We start from the raw sequence: 16,100 nt of genomic DNA, 5'->3' as shown, positions 1-16,100 counted from the left end.
AGTGGCTATGAGCGGCGACGTCCCGCAGCAGCGACCGGGCGGGTCCGGCGACCCGTCCGCGGTGCCCGGCGAGGCCCACGCGTGGTGGATCTACCGGGGAACGGCCGGGGACCAGCCCACCGCCCCGCTCGCCGACCTGCTCCCGCCCCCGCCGCCCTGGCGCGATTTCGACGGCGCCCCCGTCGTCCCCGGCCCCGCCCCGCGCGACGACGGTGACATCCGCCGCCGTCTCGGCGCCCCCGGCGCGGACGCCCGCCCCGCCTCCTACGACGAGCGGGACATGGTCAACGCGGCCCTCTTCCTGCGCCGCCCGCTGATCGTCACCGGCCCGCCCGGCATCGGCAAGTCCAGCCTCGCCCACCGGGTCAGCCGGGAACTCGGCCTCGGCCGTGTCCTGCGCTGGACGATCACCAGCAGGTCCACCCTCAAGGAGGGCCTGTACGCCTACGACGCCATCGGCCGGGTCCAGGAGGCCGCCGCCCGTGACGCCGCGCTCCCCCCGGACGCCCGCTTATCGGCCGGGGCACCCGAAGCGGACGGTGTCCGCCCTGACGGCGACGGCGTCCATCACATCGGCGACTACCTCCAACTCGGTCCGCTCGGCACCGCGTTGATCCCCCGCGACACCCCCCGGGTGCTGCTGATCGACGAGTTCGACAAGGCCGACACCGACCTCGCCAACGATCTTCTCGGGGTCTTCGAGGACGGCGAGTTCCGGATTCCCGAACTCTCCCGGCTCCGCTCCCGGCTGCCGGACGTCACCGTGCACACCGACGACCCGGACGACACCTACGCCGTCCACCACGGCCGGGTCCGCTGTCACGCCTTCCCCTTCGTGATCATCACCAGCAACGGCGAACGCTCCCTGCCGCCCGCCTTCCTGCGCCGCTGTCTCTCCCTGACGATGGCCCCGCCCGACGAGGAACAGCTCGCGGCGATGCTGGCCGCCCAGTTCACCGCCGGGGAAGGCGCCGAGCGCGTCGAGATGATCCGCGACTTCCTCACCCGCGCCCTCGCGGGCGGCACCCTGGCCGCCGACCAGCTGATGAACGCGGAGTTCCTGCGCACCTCCCCCGGCGGCCCCGACGAAGCCTCGTGGAACCGGCTGCTGCGCTCCCTGTGGCGCAGACTCGACGAAGTGGGCTCTGCATGACCTCCTCGCCCTTCCACCAGGGCGGGGCGGGTGACGGCAGCGCGCCGGGCGGCGCCCCGCCCGGACCGACGCACGCCGACCCGGCCGGACTGACGCTGATCGACGCGGGCGAGGTGCTGTGGCTGGCCGCCCAGCTCGAACTCCGGGAGCGGGTGGTACGGGAGGAGCGGGAGGAGCGGGCGGAACGGCAGTGGGCTGAGGGGACGGACGGGGCTGAGGGGGGCCAGGGGCCGGGCGCGGGTGCCGGGTCCCCGGCCGGGGACCGGTCCGCCGGACCGCCGCCGCCGGAACCGCCCGACGCCGATCTCCCCGACGTCCCCGACCTCCCCGACCTCCCCGCGGAGTTACAGCCGTCCGCCGCGCTGCTCGAAGCCCTCGCCTTCCCGACCGTCCCCGTCCTCCCCGCCGACCCCGGGACGGCCCCGTACGCCGAGCATCTCGGGCCGGACGGTGTCGGCGGGCCCGCGCTGGCCCGGTCCCGGATGATCGAGCACGCCCTGCGCCCGCTGCGCCGCAGGCTGCGCTCGCGCACGGAACATGTGCTGGACGAGGAGGCCACCGCCGAGTCCCGGGCGGAGCACGGCGTGTGGACGCCCCGGCTGCGGGCGGCCCGCGAGCGCTGGCTGACCGTGACGCTGGTGGTGGACAGCGGTGAGTCCATGTCCCTGTGGGCGCGCACGGCCGTCCGGTTCGCGGCGGTCCTCACCGGCTCCGGGGCCTTCCGTGACGTACGGGTGTGCTCCTGGCCGGACGGTGGGGCCGTCGTACCGGACTCCTCCGGGCGGCACATGGTGCTGGTGCTGACCGACATGTACGCGCCGCGCTGGCGGGACGGCGCCGCGCACCGGGAGCTGGCGCGCTGGGCGGCGCTGGCGCCGGTCGCCGTGGTCAGTGTCCTGCCGGAGTATCTGTGGTCGCGGCTGCCCGCCGTGCCCCACCGGACGCGGCTGCGCAGCCCCGGCCCGGCCGCGCCGAACCGGCGGTGGCGGCACGAGCCGGACGACCTCGCCGTGCTGGGCGCCCCGCAGGACGCGCACCGCCCCGGGGCGCTGCCCGTGCCGGTGCTGGAGCTGACGCCGGAGGCGCTCGGCGGCTGGGCGCGGTTCGTGCGGCACGCCCGGCCCGCGGAGTACGTGGCGCGGACGCTGTCGGTGTCGGCGGACGCCCCGGTGTCCGTACCGCCGTCCCGGCCGTCGCGGGCGCCGGTGTCGGCGGCCGACCGGGTGCGGCGGCTGCGGGCGCAGCTCAGCCCGGTCGCCTATCACCTGGCCCAGCTGGGCGCGGCCATCCCGCTGAACCTCACCGTGCTGCAACTGCTCCAGCGGCGGCTGCTGCCCGAGGCCCGGCCCTGGCACCTGGCCGAGCTGCTGCTCAGCGGGACGCTGGGGCCCGCCGAGGCGGCGCCGGACGCGCCGGACGTCCCGGTCCCGGCGCGGGTCGATCTGGACTTCGCGGCGGGGGTGCGCCAGGCGCTGCTGGCCGAGGGGACCCGGCGGGAGACCGCGCTGGCGATGCGGGTGGCGTTCGACCACCTGGGCGCGGTGATCCCGGGCGCCACCGGGGGCGCGCTGCGCCAGGTGCGGGACCTGGTCGCCGATCCGAGTCACGCGGGGCGGCTGCCGCTGGAGGGGCTGCGGGCCTGGCTGGCTCCGGCGCTGCCCGCGCTGACCGCCCTCGACGGCCGGCACACCGCGGCGGCGATGACGCTGGAGGGGCGGTTGGTGACCGAGGGGCGGACCGGGACGGGTGACACCACCGGGGACGACTCCGGCGAGCGGGAACTCGCCCCCGAGCCTGTCACGCACAGCACCGTCGGTGATACACAGGGTAGTCAGGGTAGTGAGAACGGTCTTCCGGATGCGGACGATGGAGGGAACGAGTCCATGAGTGGCGTGCAGCCCGCCCCTTTGAGGTCCAGGGGTGAGACGGCTCAGAAACCGCCGCCCGTCTGGGGCAACGTACCTCCGCGCAACCGCGCCTTCACCGGGCGGGAACAGCTGCTGGAGGATCTGCACCAGCGCCTCCAGGAGGGCACCACCGCCGTGCTGCCCGAGGCCCTCCAGGGCATGGGCGGGGTCGGCAAGTCCCAGCTGGCGGTGGAGTACGTGTACCGCCATATGAACGAGTACCAGGTCGTCTGGTGGATTCCGGCGGAGCAGTCGCAGCAGATCCGGCAGATGCTGGTGGAGCTGGCCCGGCGGCTCGGTCTCGATGTCGGCAGCGGCGAGGCCAACACGGCGGTGCCCGCCGTCATCGAGGCGCTGCGGCTCGGGGAGCCGTTCAAGAACTGGCTGCTGGTGTTCGACAACGCCGAGAACCCGGAGACCGTACGGGAGTTCTTCCCCACCAACGGGCCCGGACGGATCCTGGTGACCTCGCGCAACGCGCAGTGGACGACCGCCGCCCGACCGCTGGAGGTGGACGTCTTCGCCCGCGAGGAGAGCCGCCAGCTGCTCCAGATGCGCGCGCCGAGCCTGGACGACGCCACCGCCGACCAGCTCGCCGAGACCCTCGGCGACCTCCCCCTCGGGATCGAACAGGCCGCCGTGTGGCTCGCCGAGACCGGGATGCCCGCGGACGAATATCTGCGGCTGTTCGAGCAGCAGGCCGCCGAGCTGATGCTGAGCGACCCGCCGCCGGACTACCCGCTGTCGGTCGCCGCCGCCTGGAACGTCTCCCTGGAACGGCTGGACAAGCGGCACCGGGCCGCACTGCAACTCCTCCAGGTCTGCGCCTTCTTCGCCCCCGAGCCGATCTCCCGGCGGCTGCTGACCAACGTCCGGGACGCCCCGGTCCCGCCCGAGCTGGCCGCCGCCCTCGGCGACCCCATCCAGCTGGGCCGGGCCATCCGCGAGATCAACCGCTACGCCCTGGCCAGGATCAACCACAGCACCAACACCATCCAGCTGCACCGCCTGGTGCAGCGCGTGCTGATCAACCAGATGCCGGACGCGGTCAAGGACCGGATGCGCACCGGCGCCCACCGGCTGCTCGCCAAGGGCGACCCCGGCGCCCCCGCCGACCCGGGCCAGTGGCAGCAGTACGGCGAACTGCTGCCCCATGTGATCAGCAGCGACGCGGTGCGCTCCACCGACCCGTGGGTGCGGCAACTGGTCCTCAACGAGATCCAGTACATGTTCACCTGGGGCGACCACGAGGGCTCGCGCGACCTGGCGAAGGAGGCGTACGAGACCTGGCGGGCCACCGACGGGGAGAGCGCCGAGCCGGTGCTGATGGCGGCCAAGCTGTACAGCGACGCGCTGCGCATCCTGGGCCACTACCGGGTCTCCTACGAGCTGGACCTGCGCACCCGGGAGCTGATGGCGCAGACGCTGGGTCCCGAGCACGAGACGACGCTGGAGATCACCGGGATGCTCGCCTGGGACCTCAGGCTGCGCGGCGACTTCGGCCCGGCGTTCGAGCTGGACCGGGAGACCTTCGAGACCAGCCGCCGGCTGTTCGGCCCCAACGACCTGGCCACGCTGATCGTCGCGCACCGGGTGGCGCTGAGCCTGCGGCTGACCGGCGACTTCCGGCAGGCGCTGGAGCTGGACCAGGACACCCACCGCCGCAAGGTCGAGGAGCTGGGCGAGAACGCGCTGTCCACACTGGGCACCCTCGCGGGCGTCGCCACCGACCGCCTCGAGGGCGGCGAGTACATCGAGGCGCGCGACCAGCAGCAGGAGGTGGTCAGCCGGTACGAGTACAACTACGGCCCCACCAACCCGGCCACCATCGCCGGTTACCGCGGGCTGGCCGTGGCGGAGCGGCGGGCGGGCGGCCATGAACTGGCCCTGGAGCTGTCCACCAAGGCCCTGACGATGTCCCGGCAACGCTACGGCGACCACTACCCCCACACCCTGGCCACCCTGCTGGCGCACGCCGTCGACGTCCGCCACAGCGGCGATCTGGCCCGCGCGCTGGAACTGAGCGACCAGGGCTGCCGGGGGTACGCGCGGCTGTTCGGCGCCGACCATCCGCACACCCTGGGCGCCCAGGTCAACCACGCGGTCTGCCTGCGGCTGCTGGGCCGCGCCGAGGACGCCCGGCGGCTGAACGAGGAACTGCTCGCGGCCCTCGGCGACAAACTGGGCACGGACCATCCGAACACGCTGGCCTGTGCCACCAACCTGGCGGCGGACCTGTACGAGCTGGGCGAGGTGCGGGCGTCCGTGGAGCTGAGCACCCGGACGCTGGACCAGAGCCGGACCAGCATCGGCGAGGACCACCCGGCGAGTCTGGCGGCGGCCGTCAATCTGGGGCTCGGCCTGCGGCTGCTGGGCCGCGCCGACGAGGCCGACGCGCTGCGGGCGGACACCCTGGCCCGCTACGAACGGGTCCTGGGCGCCGATCACCCGGCGACGGTCGCGGCGGCGGACGACCGCCCGGCGAACTGCGACATCGACCCGATGCCGCTGTAGTCAGTCCTCCGTCTCCCCCGCCTCCCCCGCCTCGCCCGCCGGGAGGCGGGCGACCCAGTCCGCCGTGGCCACCGGGTCGGGCGGCGGACCGGAGGACGCGGCGACGAGCCGCCGCTGCACGGCCCGTACCAGCTCGGGCCGTTCCAGCAGAGCGCGGGCCGCCGCACCGCGCTCCCCGGACGCGCGCAGGGCGAGCCCGAGCCCGGCCCAGGCGGAGTGCGCGCCGGGACGGGCCGCGAGCAGCGCGGAGTAGGCGGCGACCGCCCGCTCCGGATCCCCGCTCAGCAGCTCCGTGTCGGCCGCGGCGACGGCCTCGGGACGTACGGGCGTGCCGTCGCCGCCGCGTGACCGGGCGGCGAGGGCGCCCGGTTCGGCCAGCAGCACCCGGCGCAGTTCGCTGCGCGCGACGGGGAAGCCGAAGCGCGGGTCGGGGCGCAGCCGGACGGCCACCGGGGGCAGTACGGCCGGGTCGGTGCCGTCGCGCCGGGCGTCGGCGAGCAGCCGCACCTGGCCGGGGTCGGGCCGCAGATGCCGGGCCCGCCAGACGGCCCGCAGGTCGGCGCTCTCGGCGTGGGCCAGGGCCGCTGCCCGCTCCGGCACCGGCTCGGCGGCCCAGGCGCGGGTCTGCTCGGCCATCCGCCGGACGAACCGGCGGCCGAGGTCGGTGAGCCCTCGGGTGGCGAGCATGGTCCGCAGCACCTCGTCGACGGCTCCCCGCCACACCGCGAACTCGAAGTGCGCGAGAGCGGCGGACGGCCCGTCGAGCGCCCGGCGTTCGACCCGCCAGAAGTCGGCGACGCCCGCGAAGGCGTAGGTGCCGTGCAGGACCCCGGAGAGGGGGCGGGGGTCGCTGCGCCAGGGCGTGTAGAGGGGCGGGCCGTCGTCGGCGCAGAGCGGGAGCTGATGCAGGAGCCCGTTGAGGACGGAGTGCCGGGCCTCGTGGACCAGGGTGGCGGTGAGTTCCCCGGCGTCCGGGGGCAGCGAGAGCAGGGCGCTGCCCACGGCCTCGTTGTAGGAGGCGCTGGCGGTACGGAAGCGGGGCATCGGCGGCAGCGGTACGAGCACCCGCAGGGCGTGGCCGACGAGTTGGGCGGCGTGGGGGTGGCGGGCCCGCAGGATCGCGCCGGACTCGGCCAGCCGGGCGTGCCAGCGCTCGGTCTCGGGGCCGGTGAGGGCGGGGGCGGGGGCGGGTCCGTCGCGGAAGTCGCCGTAGGGGTCGCCGTCCTCCAGGGTGAGGGGCGGGTCCTGGGGGGCGGGGCTCCAGGTGACGCGGTGGGCCGGGTGCCAGTGGCCGTCCCGGTGGCGGAGGTTGGCGGGGAGGTGGAGTGTGCGGTCGCCGAGGAGGAGATGGCTGGTGCCGTCGCCGCCGGGCCGCCGTACCCGCAGCACGGCGAGGGTGTCGGTGGTGTCCGGGATGTGGAGGCGACCGAGGGTGGGCAGGGAGACCGTGGCGCCGTAGAGGGGGAGGGAGAGGGTCGCCTCGGTGCCGGAGCGCAGGGCCGCGGCGGCGGCGAGACAGTGCAGATAGCCCAGTTCGATGGGGGCGTCCGGTCCGGTGCGGGTGCGCAGCCGCTCCAGGGTGCGGACCGCCCAGGTGCCGGTGCCGGGGTGTTCCAGCAGTTCGGCGATCACGTCCGGGCGGGTCCGCTCGACCCGCAGGAGCAGGTCCATGGCGGTGTCGGGGCGCAGCGGGTGGGGGGCGGCGGGGGGCTGGACGGCGGTGGGGGGCTGGACGGCGGTGGGGGGCTGGACGGCGGTGGGGGGCTGGAGGGCGTCGACCACCGCGCGGAGCATCAGCATCCGGCGTCCGCGTTCGACGTTCCAGAAGCGGCGGGCGGTGGCCGGGGTGAGCTGTCCGACGGCGAGTTGGTCGAGGTCGGACGCCGGTGTGCGGTATCTGCGGAAGACGGACCCGACACCGGGGGTCGGCTCGGTCATCCGCTAGACGGGCCCGCCGTCGCCGCCGCAGTCGACGGCCAGATACGGACTGTTGTTGCTGCCGCTGTCGTTCTGGATGGCGGGACTCTCCCCGAGCCGCGTCACGAGCGCCTGTACCGCCGCCACGAACACCGGGTCATGGAGGGTCATCACCTCGTGGAGCCCACATCGGCTGAGATCGACGAGGTCGGTCTCGAACTCCGTAGCAGAAGTCATCACGTCCCGCTGCCCCCATTTCGGTGTCGAGGCGGGTGCATCGCGTCCACTGGCCCGCTCTCAATACTGACCCTTCGCCTGCCGCACCGAAAGGGCACTCGGTGGCCACTTCGGCGTGAACCAGCCCGTGGGCGAGGGGAGTCGGGCCGAAGGGGGTCAGGGGGTGACGATGGCGAAGTCCGGGTCGGGGGCGTCGAGGTGACCGAGCAGGGTGGCGATCACACCGGGGTCGCCGGTGACCTGGACGCCGGGCCGGGAGGGCAGGTCGGCGGGGGCGACGGCCCCGGTCAGTACGGCGCGCAGCTCGGCCTCGGTGAGGGTGAACTCGGCGTCGGGGGTGCCGGTGGGGGCGGCGTCGGCGGGGTGGGCGACATGGACGAGGACACCGTTGCGCAGCCGGAGAGTGAGGGTGTCGCCGTCCGGATCGGCGTCGGTGAGATGCCAGCGGATGGTGAGGTCGGCGTCCTGGCTGCCGGGTCCGTCGACCCTGATGGCGAGCGAGTCGAAGAGCTGGCCGAGGGTGAGCGCGTCGAGCACATCGGTGGAGATGGTGGTGGGGGTGCCGACGGGGCCGTTGCGCAGTTCGTAGGCGCCCATGAGGTAGAAGTTGCGCCAGGGCCCGTTCTCGCTGCCGTAGCCGAGTTGTTCGAGGGCGTCGGCCTGGAGCTGACGGGCCTCGGTGTTGGTCGGGTCGGCGAAGACGAGGTGGTTGACCATCTGGGCGACCCAGCGGAAGTCGCCGTCGGCGTAGGAGCGGCGGGCGTGGGTGAGGACGGCTTCCGGCCCGCCCATGACATCGACGTAGCGGCGGGAGGCTTCGACGGGTGGGTGTTCCCACAGATGGGCCGGGTTCCCGTCGAACCAGCCCAGGTAGTACTGGTAGACGGCCTTGGTGTTGTGGCTGACGGAGCCGTAGTAGCCATGGGTGTGCCAGGCCCGTTCGAGGGCGCGGGGAAGCTGGACGCGCTCGGCGATCTCCAGCGGGGTCAGCCCCTGGTTGAGCAGCCGCAGCGTCTGGTCGTGCAGATAGGCGTAAAGGTCCCGCTGTTCGGAGAGATAGGTGACGACCCGCTCCTGCCCCCAGGTGGGCCAGTGGTGGGAGGCGAAGGCCACGTCGGTGGAGTCGCCGAAGAGGGAGACGGCCTCGGTGAGGTAGTGGGCCCAGACGCGGGGGTTGCGGACCTGGGCGCCGCGCAGGGTGAGCAGATTGTGCTGGTTGTGGGTGGCGTTCTCGGCCATGCACAGGGCGCGGTGGTCGGGGAAGTGGAGATTCAGTTCGGCGGGCGCCTCGGTGCCGGGGGTGAGCTGGAAGACCATGCGGATGCCGTCGATGGTCTCGGTCTGCCCGGTGTGGGTGATGTCCAGGGTCGGCGGGATCAGTCCGACGGTGCCGGTGGACAGGGTCTGCCCGAGCCCGGCGCCGATCCGGCCGCGTTCGCCGGTGGGGAGGGCGGCGCCGTACATATAGGCGGCGCGGCGGGTCATGGCCGTACCGGCGTAGACGTTCTCGCTGACGGCGTGACGGAGGAATCCGCGCGGGGCGAGGACGGGCACCCCGGCGGCGATGTCGTCCTCACTGACGACCCCGCGCACTCCCCCGAAATGATCGGCATGGCTGTGCGTGTAGAGCACGCCGGTGACAGGGCGGCTGTCCCCCCGGTGCGCGCGGTACAGGGCGAGTCCGGCGGCGGCGGTCTCGGCGCTGAGCAGCGGATCGATGACGAAGATGCCGCGCTCGCCCTCGACGATCGTCATGTTGGACAGATCGAACCCGCGGATCTGATAGATCCCGTCGGTCACCTCGAACAACCCATGGTCGGACACGAGCCGGCTCTGCCGCCAGAGACTGGGGTTGGCGGTGTCGGGACAGTCCCCGGCGAGAAACCCGTACGCGTCGAGGTCCCACACGGTCCGCCCGTCGGCGTCCCGCACGAGCGGCTCGTCGGCGGTCCCGAGAAAGCCCCGCCGTACGTCGTCCAGATCCCGTACGTCGTCGAAGGGGAACCGTCGCCGGGTCTCCGCGTTGGCCTGGGCGACGGAGGGCTCGGCGGGCCGGGGCGAGGCGGTGTCGTCGGGCATGGGCGGCTCTCCCTGCGGGTTCCGGGGCGGGTGGTTTCAGGGTGACCGGGGATGGGTCGGGGGTCGATCGGGTGGGGGCCGAACGGGTGAGGCGGGGGTCATGTCAGGGGGTGGGCACGTCGTAGACGACGCCGAGGGCGGCGAGGGCGTGGGCGTAGTGGCGTTCGCGTTGAGGCGGAGGCAGGTGGAGGACCCGTTCATCGCTGAAGATCGCCCGCACTTCCCGCGCGGAGGGCCCGTTCCAGCGGGCCGGGGGCGCGGGATCGGGGAGCGGGTGTACGGCGGCGAGGTACTCGGCGCTGTGACGGCCGGGGCGGCGGGGTGTGACGAGGGCGGCGAGGAGAGCCGCGAGGAGTCGGCGCACGGCGTTGTTCAGCTCCCTGGTCGTGGGCTCCGGTGGGCGCGGTTCTCGTGCAGCGAGCGGAGGGTGGCGGCGCGGTGGACTCCGTCCATGTCGCCACGTTCGGCCCTGGCGTGGAGGCGTTCCCGCAGGAGGCGGCACCAGGGGCACAGGGCGGGGTCGGGGGGCCCGGGTCGGGGGGCGGTGAGGGGGCTGGGACGGGTCATGCCCGTGCCTTGTTCCGGTCGGCGAGGGCGGGTGAGAGCTGTTCGGCGACGGTGGCGGCGCGGACGTGTTCGTGCGGTGGGTCCCATTCGACGCCGCCGTGGGGTGGGCGGAGGAAGTAGCGGCTGGGAGTGACGTCGGTGACCTGCCCGAGCTTGCCCCTGACGGTGTCGTAGGCGAGGGAGCCGAGGGGGAGGTGGGGGGTGGGGGTGGTCATGGGGGATCGATGTTCCTCTCTGTAGCGGTTTCGCTACCGGGAGAGACCAGGTTGGCCTACAGTCGGAACCGGTTCAACGTGGCGTAGCGGCAATATGAGTTGGGGTTCGCATGGTCAATCGCAAAGAGCTGGACCCGGAGAGCAGCCTGCAAGCGGCGTTCGGGGCGCGAGTCCGCAGCGTCCGCGAGTCACGGGGCTGGAGACAGGAGGACCTCGCGGCGGCGATGGGAGTGACCAGCGGGCATATCTCAGGCGTGGAAACCGCTCGCAAGATGCCGTCTTTACGCTTCGCGAAAGCTGCGGATGTGGCCTTCGGCCTGACCGGGACCGAGGCCACGTTTGAGCGGCAGTGGCGGGAGATGAGTTACGGGAGCTTGGTGGAGGGTTTCCCCGAGTACCTTGGGTTCGAGCGGCGCGCTGAAGAAGTTCGTCTCTTCGAGGTCGGCCTGATTCCAGGACCACTCCAGACGCGGGAATACGCGACCGCCATCGAGGCGGGGCATGTTCGACGAGGCTCCCTCACAGTCGAGCAGGCCGCCGAACGAGTCGGCTTTCTCATAGAGAGGCAGAACGGATTTGCCCGGGATCTGCCTCCTCTGGTCTTCGTCGTGTTGGACGAGAGCTGTATCCGGCGCACGATCGGCGGACCCGACGTCATGGACGGCCAGTTGGCGCATCTTCTGGACTTCGCAGATCAGCCGAACACGTCCTTGCAGATCGCGCCTTACACCATGGGGGAACAACGCCCCTTCAACAGGATGGTGAACCTGCTGACCCTGGCAGACAGGAGCGTGATCGCGTATCTCGAATCCCAGACGCAGGGATACCTGGAGCGCGAACTCACGTCTGTTCGACCGCTGGTGAGGTCCTACCATCAACTACAGACAGGGGCACTGTCACAGGCGGAGTCTGTGACCATGATCAATCAGGTACGAAAGGGCACCTCGTGACGACCGAACCACCCACCTGGATCAAGTCCTCCTACAGCGGCAGCGGCGGGTCATGTGTCGAATGGGCCCCCACCCACGCGTCCATGACTGGCACAGTCCCCGTCAGAGACTCCAAGAACCCGAACGGGCCCATACTCAACCTGCCCACCGACGCGTTCACCGCGTTCGTGACGGGCATCAAGGATGGGACGCTCAATCCCCTCTGAAACACGCGAGTCAACCCATAGGAAGGCTGGCAAAGCCATGGCGTTACGGTTCATCGCCAAGGACCCGAACACCAACGGGACGCAGTGCCCCACAGTCTGGGTGGACGACACAGCGCACGAGATCGTCGTCCAGGGCTGGCAGGCCGGGGACACTCTCCTGGCCCAGTGCCGGGAGACAGGCCCCATCCCGGAGTCGGAAGGGGTCGTACGGCTGCCCATCAGCATGGTGGCCGCGCTCAGGGAGGCATGTGATGTCGCAGACCGACTCGGCGTTCACTGATCTGCTCGCCAACACCCACCACTCGGCCGTCCACCTGGAGATGCGCGACTCCTACGGCATCGGGGAGGAGGCGGCCGAGTTCGAGCGGTGGCGGTCAGGATGGCGGCCCGACCCCGACCCCGCCACCTGGTGGAACGACTTCCACACCTGGGTCCGTGACGCCACCGCCCGGGGCGTGGTGTTCCGCCGGGCCCGGATCGTGTCGGAGCCGGTGAGCGAGTACATCCGCTACGAACACGCCTGCACCTTCCAGAACGTGGCGGCCGGGGAACTCGTCCGATGGCTCCCACGGCGCCACGCGTCGGACATCGCCCTCCCGGGCAACGACTACTGGCTCTTCGACGGCCGCCTGATCCTGTGGAACCACTTCACCGGCGACGGCGGTTCGGCCGGACCGGAGCTGGACGAACGTCCCGACGTGGCGAAGCTGTGCACCACCGCGTTCGACGCGGTGTGGGAGCGGGCCACACCACACGGGGACTACCAGATCCGATAGATCGATCAGCGCGTGCCCGCGTCCCCGTCCTCCAGCGCCCAGGCCGCCCGAAAGGCGGTTGCCGACCGGCTCCGTGAGATCCGGAGGGACGCGGGCCTGACCGGTCACGCCTTGGCCGAGCGAGCCGGCTGGCACAAGTCCAAGGTGTCGCGGCTCGAGAACGCCGTGACCGCACCCTCGGACGACGACATACGCCGGTGGTGCGCCGCGTGCCGGGCGGAGGAGCAGACGGCCGACCTGATCGCGGCATCCCGCTCGGCCGACAGCATGTACGTGGAATGGCGGCGCCTCCAGCGCACGGGCCTGCGCAGACTCCAGGAGTCCTACGGGGCCCTCTACGAGCGCACACGAGTGTTCCGGACCTACTGCGCCAACGTCGTCCCCGGCGTCCTCCAAACGCACGAGTACGCCACGGCCCTCCTGCGGTCCATCAGCCAGTTTCATGAGACACCGGACGACGTGGCGGACGCCGTGACCGCCCGGTTGGCCCGCTCGGAGCGCGTCGTACGCACGGGAGACCACCGGTTCGTACTGCTGCTGGAGGAGTCAGTGCTCCGGCACCGCGTGGGCGACGCACGGACGATGGCGGTCCAACTCGGCCATCTGCTGTCCGCCATGACGTTTCCGTCGGTCTCCCTGGGCGTGATCCCTTTCACCGCCGAGCGCCGGATGTGGATGATCGAGACCTTCACGGTCTACGACGACCGACAGGCGGAGGCGGAGTTGCTGACCGCCCGGGTGAACGTGACCTCGCCCACCGAAGTGCACCAGTATCTGAAAGCCTTCAGGGAGTTCTCCCACCTGGCGGTCTACGGTGCCGAGGCGCGAGCCCTGATCACCTCCGCCATCCACGCTCTGGAGTGATCCGTACGCCCCAGCGGAACCCCGTGGAACTTCGTGGAACTTCGTTGGATCGGCCCCCTCACCCTCTCTACCGTGCTGGTCATGGCAACTACGGAGCGAACCGCGACAGCGGCAGCCGGTGGCAATGCGCCAAAGGCATTACCGCCACACATCCCCTGGGGCATCAGCCGGATGCGGCCTTACCCCCGTATCCACCAGCCGGGCTACACCACCGCCGAACTCGACCACGTCACCCAGACCACCGTCTTCCGGGACAGCCGGGGCGATGTCGTGGAGATGGGCAAGCACGGAACCAGCAAGGGCACCGAGACCCAGCCTCAGTCCACCAACCTGGACAGCCGCAACGACACCGACCATGACCAGGACAGCGAGCAGGACTGATGCGTCACGCCGGACCGGTCGCGGTGATCACCGAAGTGGACGACATGACCGCCGACATGGTGATCACCGCACTGAACGAGCGCGGCGTCCCCGTCATACGGTTCGACCCCTCGGACATCGGTGACCGCCTCTCACTGTCCGCCCGGTTCGGCAGGGAGCCGGGGGCGGGGGCCGCTCCCACCGGACATCTCCGTACGCCCTCCAGAGACACCACCTTGGCGGGCGTACGGTCCTTGTACTGGCGACGCCCGACCTGGCCCCACTTCGAGCACCTGGATCCACCCGATGCCCGGTACGCCGTGGCCCAGGTCCGTCATGGGCTCGGCGGCACTTTGTACGCCCTGCCGAACGTTCGCTACGTGAATCACCCGCTGCGCAACCACACAGCCGAACACAAGCCCCTGCAACTTGCCGTCGCCGAACGCCTCGGCCTCACCGTGCCGCCCACTCTGATCTCCAACGACCCGGACGACGTGCGCGCGTTCATCAGGGAACACGGGCAGGTGATCCACAAGGCGCTGCGCTGGACCCCGTACCGACGTGGCGACGGCGTCGGACTGACCACCTGGACGGAACCGGTCACCGCCGACGAGGTGGACGAGTCCGTCACCGTGGTCCCGCACCTGTTCCAGGCCCGCGTGGACAAGGTCGCCGATCTGCGCGTGATCGTCGTCGGACCGACCGTGTTCGCCGTCCGTATCGACTCGGACCTGCTGGACTGGCGAGCTGATTACAGCGCCCTGGCCTACACGCCCGTGAGCCTGCCTTCCGGAGTGGAAAAGGCGCTGATCGCCCATCTGAACCACTTCGGCCTCGCCTCCGGCAGCTTCGATCTGGCCGTCACCCGTGATGGTGACCTCCACTGGTTGGAACTCAACCCCAACGGTCAATGGGGTTGGCTCGAAGACGAGACCGGACTGCCGATCGCCGCCGCCTTCGCCGACCTCCTGGCCCAAGGAGCCCCCACATGACCCCTCCCGACCCCGCCGCCCTCCGCCACGCCCTGGCCGATCGTCTCCAAGAGCGCGGCATCCTCAAGACCCCCGCCTGGCGGAAAGCCGTCGAATCCGTCCCCCGTGAGCTGTTTCTCCCCACCTTCTTCACCGACCGCCCCGGACCCGACGGCGTCACCCGGTACACCCCCGCCGACGCGGGCGAACGGCTCGCGCTCAGCTACCAGGACGAGACCTGGGTGACCCAGCTCGACGGCCACCTCACCGCAGACACCGCCGACGGGCCGACGACCGGCTTCCCCACCTCCTCGTCCACCATGCCCTCCACCGTCGTCGGAATGCTCGAATCCCTCGACGTCGAGGACGGGATGAACGTCCTGGAGATCGGCACCGGCACCGGCTACTCCACCGCTCTGCTGTGCCACCGCCTCGGCGAGGACAACGTCACCAGTGTGGAAGTGGACCCCGCCGTCGCGGTACGTGCCGACGCCGCCCTGGAGCGGGCCGGGTACTCGACCTGGACCGTCACCGGTGACGGACTCCTCGGCCATCCCCGCCGCGCGCCCTACGACCGCACCATCGCGACCTGCGCCCTCCGCCGCATCCCGTACACCTGGGTCCGGCAGACCAGGCCCGGCGGGATCGTTCTCGCCACCGTGGGGCCCAGCGCCTGGTCCTACGGCACCGGGCTCGCCAAGCTCACCGTCACCGGCGACGGCACCGCCGAGGGCCGGATCATCGGCCGGGCCTCCTTCATGCCCGCGCGCGCGGAGGCCGTCCTCCCGCTCTCGGGAGACCTCTCCGCCCGTGCCGCCTACGCCGACAGCGAGCGGCCGACCGCCCTCTCCCCCGACCTTCTGAACGACTGGATGCCCGCGTTCCTGGCCCAGCTCGCCGCCCCCGGTGCGCAGCTCCTGCGTGTCCTCGGCGGTGACAGTCAGGAGACGGTCCATCTCTTCGACACCGGACGGGAGTCGTTCGCCTCCCTCACCGCCGACGGGAGCACATGGCACGTCCGGCAAGGGGGCCCCACCGCGATCTGGGACGCCGTCGAGAACACCGTCATGGCCTGGCAGGACGCCGGTGAGCCCGACATCACCGCCGTGCACATGAAGGTCACCCGCCACGCGCACACCTACTGGATCGATGGTCGAGCCGGTCTGCGCTGGACGCATCCGCTCCCACCGCTCGGTGGCTGAGGAGCGACAGGTGCTGTACCCGGGCCGGATCGACCTCTCCTCCACAAACCCACAGGTCAAACCCCGGTCATCCGGTCGCCGTACCCACCCCGCCAACCCCCCGTGATCATGTCACCGCCCTGTGACAGCCCCGTCCGGGAACGGCGTCGGGTGGAGCCCTGCCCGGTTCAGCCCCCTCATAG

Annotated in this window: 15 protein-coding genes; 10 read left to right on the top strand and 5 right to left on the bottom strand. The window is 71.8% G+C overall.

Going from position 1 to position 16,100, the window contains the following annotated elements; all coding sequences use genetic code 11:
* The first annotated feature begins 7 nt into the window (after window positions 1–7).
* Window positions 8–1,153, top strand: a complete 1,146-nt coding sequence (locus AB0D49_RS32700) for a MoxR family ATPase (RefSeq protein WP_362764634.1) — start codon at window positions 8–10, stop codon at window positions 1,151–1,153.
* Window positions 1,150–5,574, top strand: coding sequence for an FxSxx-COOH system tetratricopeptide repeat protein (fxsT, locus tag AB0D49_RS32695; protein ID WP_362764631.1), 4,425 nt, complete (start codon window positions 1,150–1,152; stop codon window positions 5,572–5,574). Before AB0D49_RS32700 ends, fxsT begins: the two co-directional genes overlap by 4 nt.
* On the opposite strand, the gene AB0D49_RS32690 is transcribed toward fxsT, so the two are convergent.
* The 5 genes from AB0D49_RS32690 to AB0D49_RS32670 all read right to left on the bottom strand — a co-directional run bounded on the left by AB0D49_RS32690 (window position 5,575) and on the right by AB0D49_RS32670 (window position 10,589).
* Complete coding sequence (locus AB0D49_RS32690; RefSeq protein WP_362764628.1) at window positions 5,575–7,512, bottom strand: HEXXH motif domain-containing protein; 1,938 nt, start codon at window positions 7,510–7,512, stop codon at window positions 5,575–5,577. It lies immediately after the preceding gene.
* A 3-nt stretch (window positions 7,513–7,515) separates the two neighbouring features.
* Window positions 7,516–7,728, bottom strand: a complete 213-nt coding sequence (locus AB0D49_RS32685; RefSeq protein WP_362764626.1) for a hypothetical protein — start codon at window positions 7,726–7,728, stop codon at window positions 7,516–7,518.
* A gap of 156 nt (window positions 7,729–7,884) precedes the next feature.
* On the bottom strand, window positions 7,885–9,807 hold the full coding sequence (locus AB0D49_RS32680; protein WP_362764623.1) for an alkyl sulfatase dimerization domain-containing protein: 1,923 nt from the start codon (window positions 9,805–9,807) through the stop codon (window positions 7,885–7,887).
* Window positions 9,808–9,910: 103 nt separating this feature from the next.
* On the bottom strand, window positions 9,911–10,171 hold the full coding sequence (locus AB0D49_RS32675; RefSeq protein ID WP_362764620.1) for a hypothetical protein: 261 nt from the start codon (window positions 10,169–10,171) through the stop codon (window positions 9,911–9,913).
* 199 nt (window positions 10,172–10,370) lie between these two features.
* Window positions 10,371–10,589, bottom strand: a complete 219-nt coding sequence (locus AB0D49_RS32670) for a hypothetical protein (RefSeq protein ID WP_362764618.1) — start codon at window positions 10,587–10,589, stop codon at window positions 10,371–10,373.
* Between the two features lie 110 nt (window positions 10,590–10,699).
* Here AB0D49_RS32670 and AB0D49_RS32665 point away from each other — a divergent pair, with 110 nt between their 5' ends.
* The 8 genes from AB0D49_RS32665 to tgmC all read left to right on the top strand — a co-directional run bounded on the left by AB0D49_RS32665 (window position 10,700) and on the right by tgmC (window position 15,918).
* Window positions 10,700–11,539, top strand: a complete 840-nt coding sequence (locus AB0D49_RS32665) for a helix-turn-helix transcriptional regulator (RefSeq protein WP_362764615.1) — start codon at window positions 10,700–10,702, stop codon at window positions 11,537–11,539.
* Window positions 11,536–11,745, top strand: a complete 210-nt coding sequence (locus AB0D49_RS32660) for a DUF397 domain-containing protein (protein WP_362764613.1) — start codon at window positions 11,536–11,538, stop codon at window positions 11,743–11,745. Before AB0D49_RS32665 ends, AB0D49_RS32660 begins: the two co-directional genes overlap by 4 nt.
* Before the next feature lie 37 nt (window positions 11,746–11,782).
* Window positions 11,783–12,025: a hypothetical protein gene (locus AB0D49_RS32655; protein ID WP_362764610.1), complete on the top strand. Its 243-nt coding sequence runs from the start codon at window positions 11,783–11,785 to the stop codon at window positions 12,023–12,025.
* Window positions 11,997–12,521, top strand: a complete 525-nt coding sequence (locus AB0D49_RS32650) for a DUF6879 family protein (protein WP_362764607.1) — start codon at window positions 11,997–11,999, stop codon at window positions 12,519–12,521. Before AB0D49_RS32655 ends, AB0D49_RS32650 begins: the two co-directional genes overlap by 29 nt.
* A 12-nt stretch (window positions 12,522–12,533) precedes the next feature.
* On the top strand, window positions 12,534–13,385 hold the full coding sequence (locus AB0D49_RS32645; RefSeq protein ID WP_362764604.1) for a helix-turn-helix transcriptional regulator: 852 nt from the start codon (window positions 12,534–12,536) through the stop codon (window positions 13,383–13,385).
* Window positions 13,386–13,466: 81 nt separating this feature from the next.
* A complete protein-coding gene (gene tgmA, locus AB0D49_RS32640) occupies window positions 13,467–13,766 on the top strand; it encodes a putative ATP-grasp-modified RiPP (protein WP_362764601.1) in 300 nt (99 codons plus the stop codon).
* Complete coding sequence (gene tgmB / locus AB0D49_RS32635; protein ID WP_362764598.1) at window positions 13,766–14,737, top strand: ATP-grasp ribosomal peptide maturase; 972 nt, start codon at window positions 13,766–13,768, stop codon at window positions 14,735–14,737. The genes tgmA and tgmB overlap by 1 nt, the downstream gene beginning before the upstream one ends.
* Entirely contained in the window at window positions 14,734–15,918 is a 1,185-nt protein-coding gene (gene tgmC / locus AB0D49_RS32630; protein ID WP_362764595.1) for an ATP-grasp peptide maturase system methyltransferase, read from the top strand. Before tgmB ends, tgmC begins: the two co-directional genes overlap by 4 nt.
* Window positions 15,919–16,100: the final 182 nt, after the last annotated feature.

Source organism: Streptomyces sp. NPDC048290, from assembly GCF_040652095.1.
Taxonomy (GTDB): domain Bacteria; phylum Actinomycetota; class Actinomycetes; order Streptomycetales; family Streptomycetaceae; genus Streptomyces.
Note: the sequence above shows the minus strand (reverse complement) of the source record. Positions and strands in the feature narration are given on the sequence as shown.

What these genes read in the sequence shown, in the direction of transcription:
- AB0D49_RS32700 (WP_362764634.1), top strand. Translation starts at nt 8, where the DNA reads ATGAGCGGCGACGTCCCGCAGCAGCGACCGGGCGGGTCCGGCGACCCG.
- fxsT (WP_362764631.1), top strand. Translation starts at nt 1,150, where the DNA reads ATGACCTCCTCGCCCTTCCACCAGGGCGGGGCGGGTGACGGCAGCGCG.
- AB0D49_RS32690 (WP_362764628.1), bottom strand. Translation starts at nt 7,512, where the DNA reads ATGACCGAGCCGACCCCCGGTGTCGGGTCCGTCTTCCGCAGATACCGC.
- AB0D49_RS32685 (WP_362764626.1), bottom strand. Translation starts at nt 7,728, where the DNA reads ATGACTTCTGCTACGGAGTTCGAGACCGACCTCGTCGATCTCAGCCGA.
- AB0D49_RS32680 (WP_362764623.1), bottom strand. Translation starts at nt 9,807, where the DNA reads ATGCCCGACGACACCGCCTCGCCCCGGCCCGCCGAGCCCTCCGTCGCC.
- AB0D49_RS32670 (WP_362764618.1), bottom strand. Translation starts at nt 10,589, where the DNA reads ATGACCACCCCCACCCCCCACCTCCCCCTCGGCTCCCTCGCCTACGAC.
- AB0D49_RS32665 (WP_362764615.1), top strand. Translation starts at nt 10,700, where the DNA reads ATGGTCAATCGCAAAGAGCTGGACCCGGAGAGCAGCCTGCAAGCGGCG.
- AB0D49_RS32655 (WP_362764610.1), top strand. Translation starts at nt 11,783, where the DNA reads ATGGCGTTACGGTTCATCGCCAAGGACCCGAACACCAACGGGACGCAG.
- AB0D49_RS32650 (WP_362764607.1), top strand. Translation starts at nt 11,997, where the DNA reads ATGTCGCAGACCGACTCGGCGTTCACTGATCTGCTCGCCAACACCCAC.
- tgmA (WP_362764601.1), top strand. Translation starts at nt 13,467, where the DNA reads ATGGCAACTACGGAGCGAACCGCGACAGCGGCAGCCGGTGGCAATGCG.
- tgmB (WP_362764598.1), top strand. Translation starts at nt 13,766, where the DNA reads ATGCGTCACGCCGGACCGGTCGCGGTGATCACCGAAGTGGACGACATG.
- tgmC (WP_362764595.1), top strand. Translation starts at nt 14,734, where the DNA reads ATGACCCCTCCCGACCCCGCCGCCCTCCGCCACGCCCTGGCCGATCGT.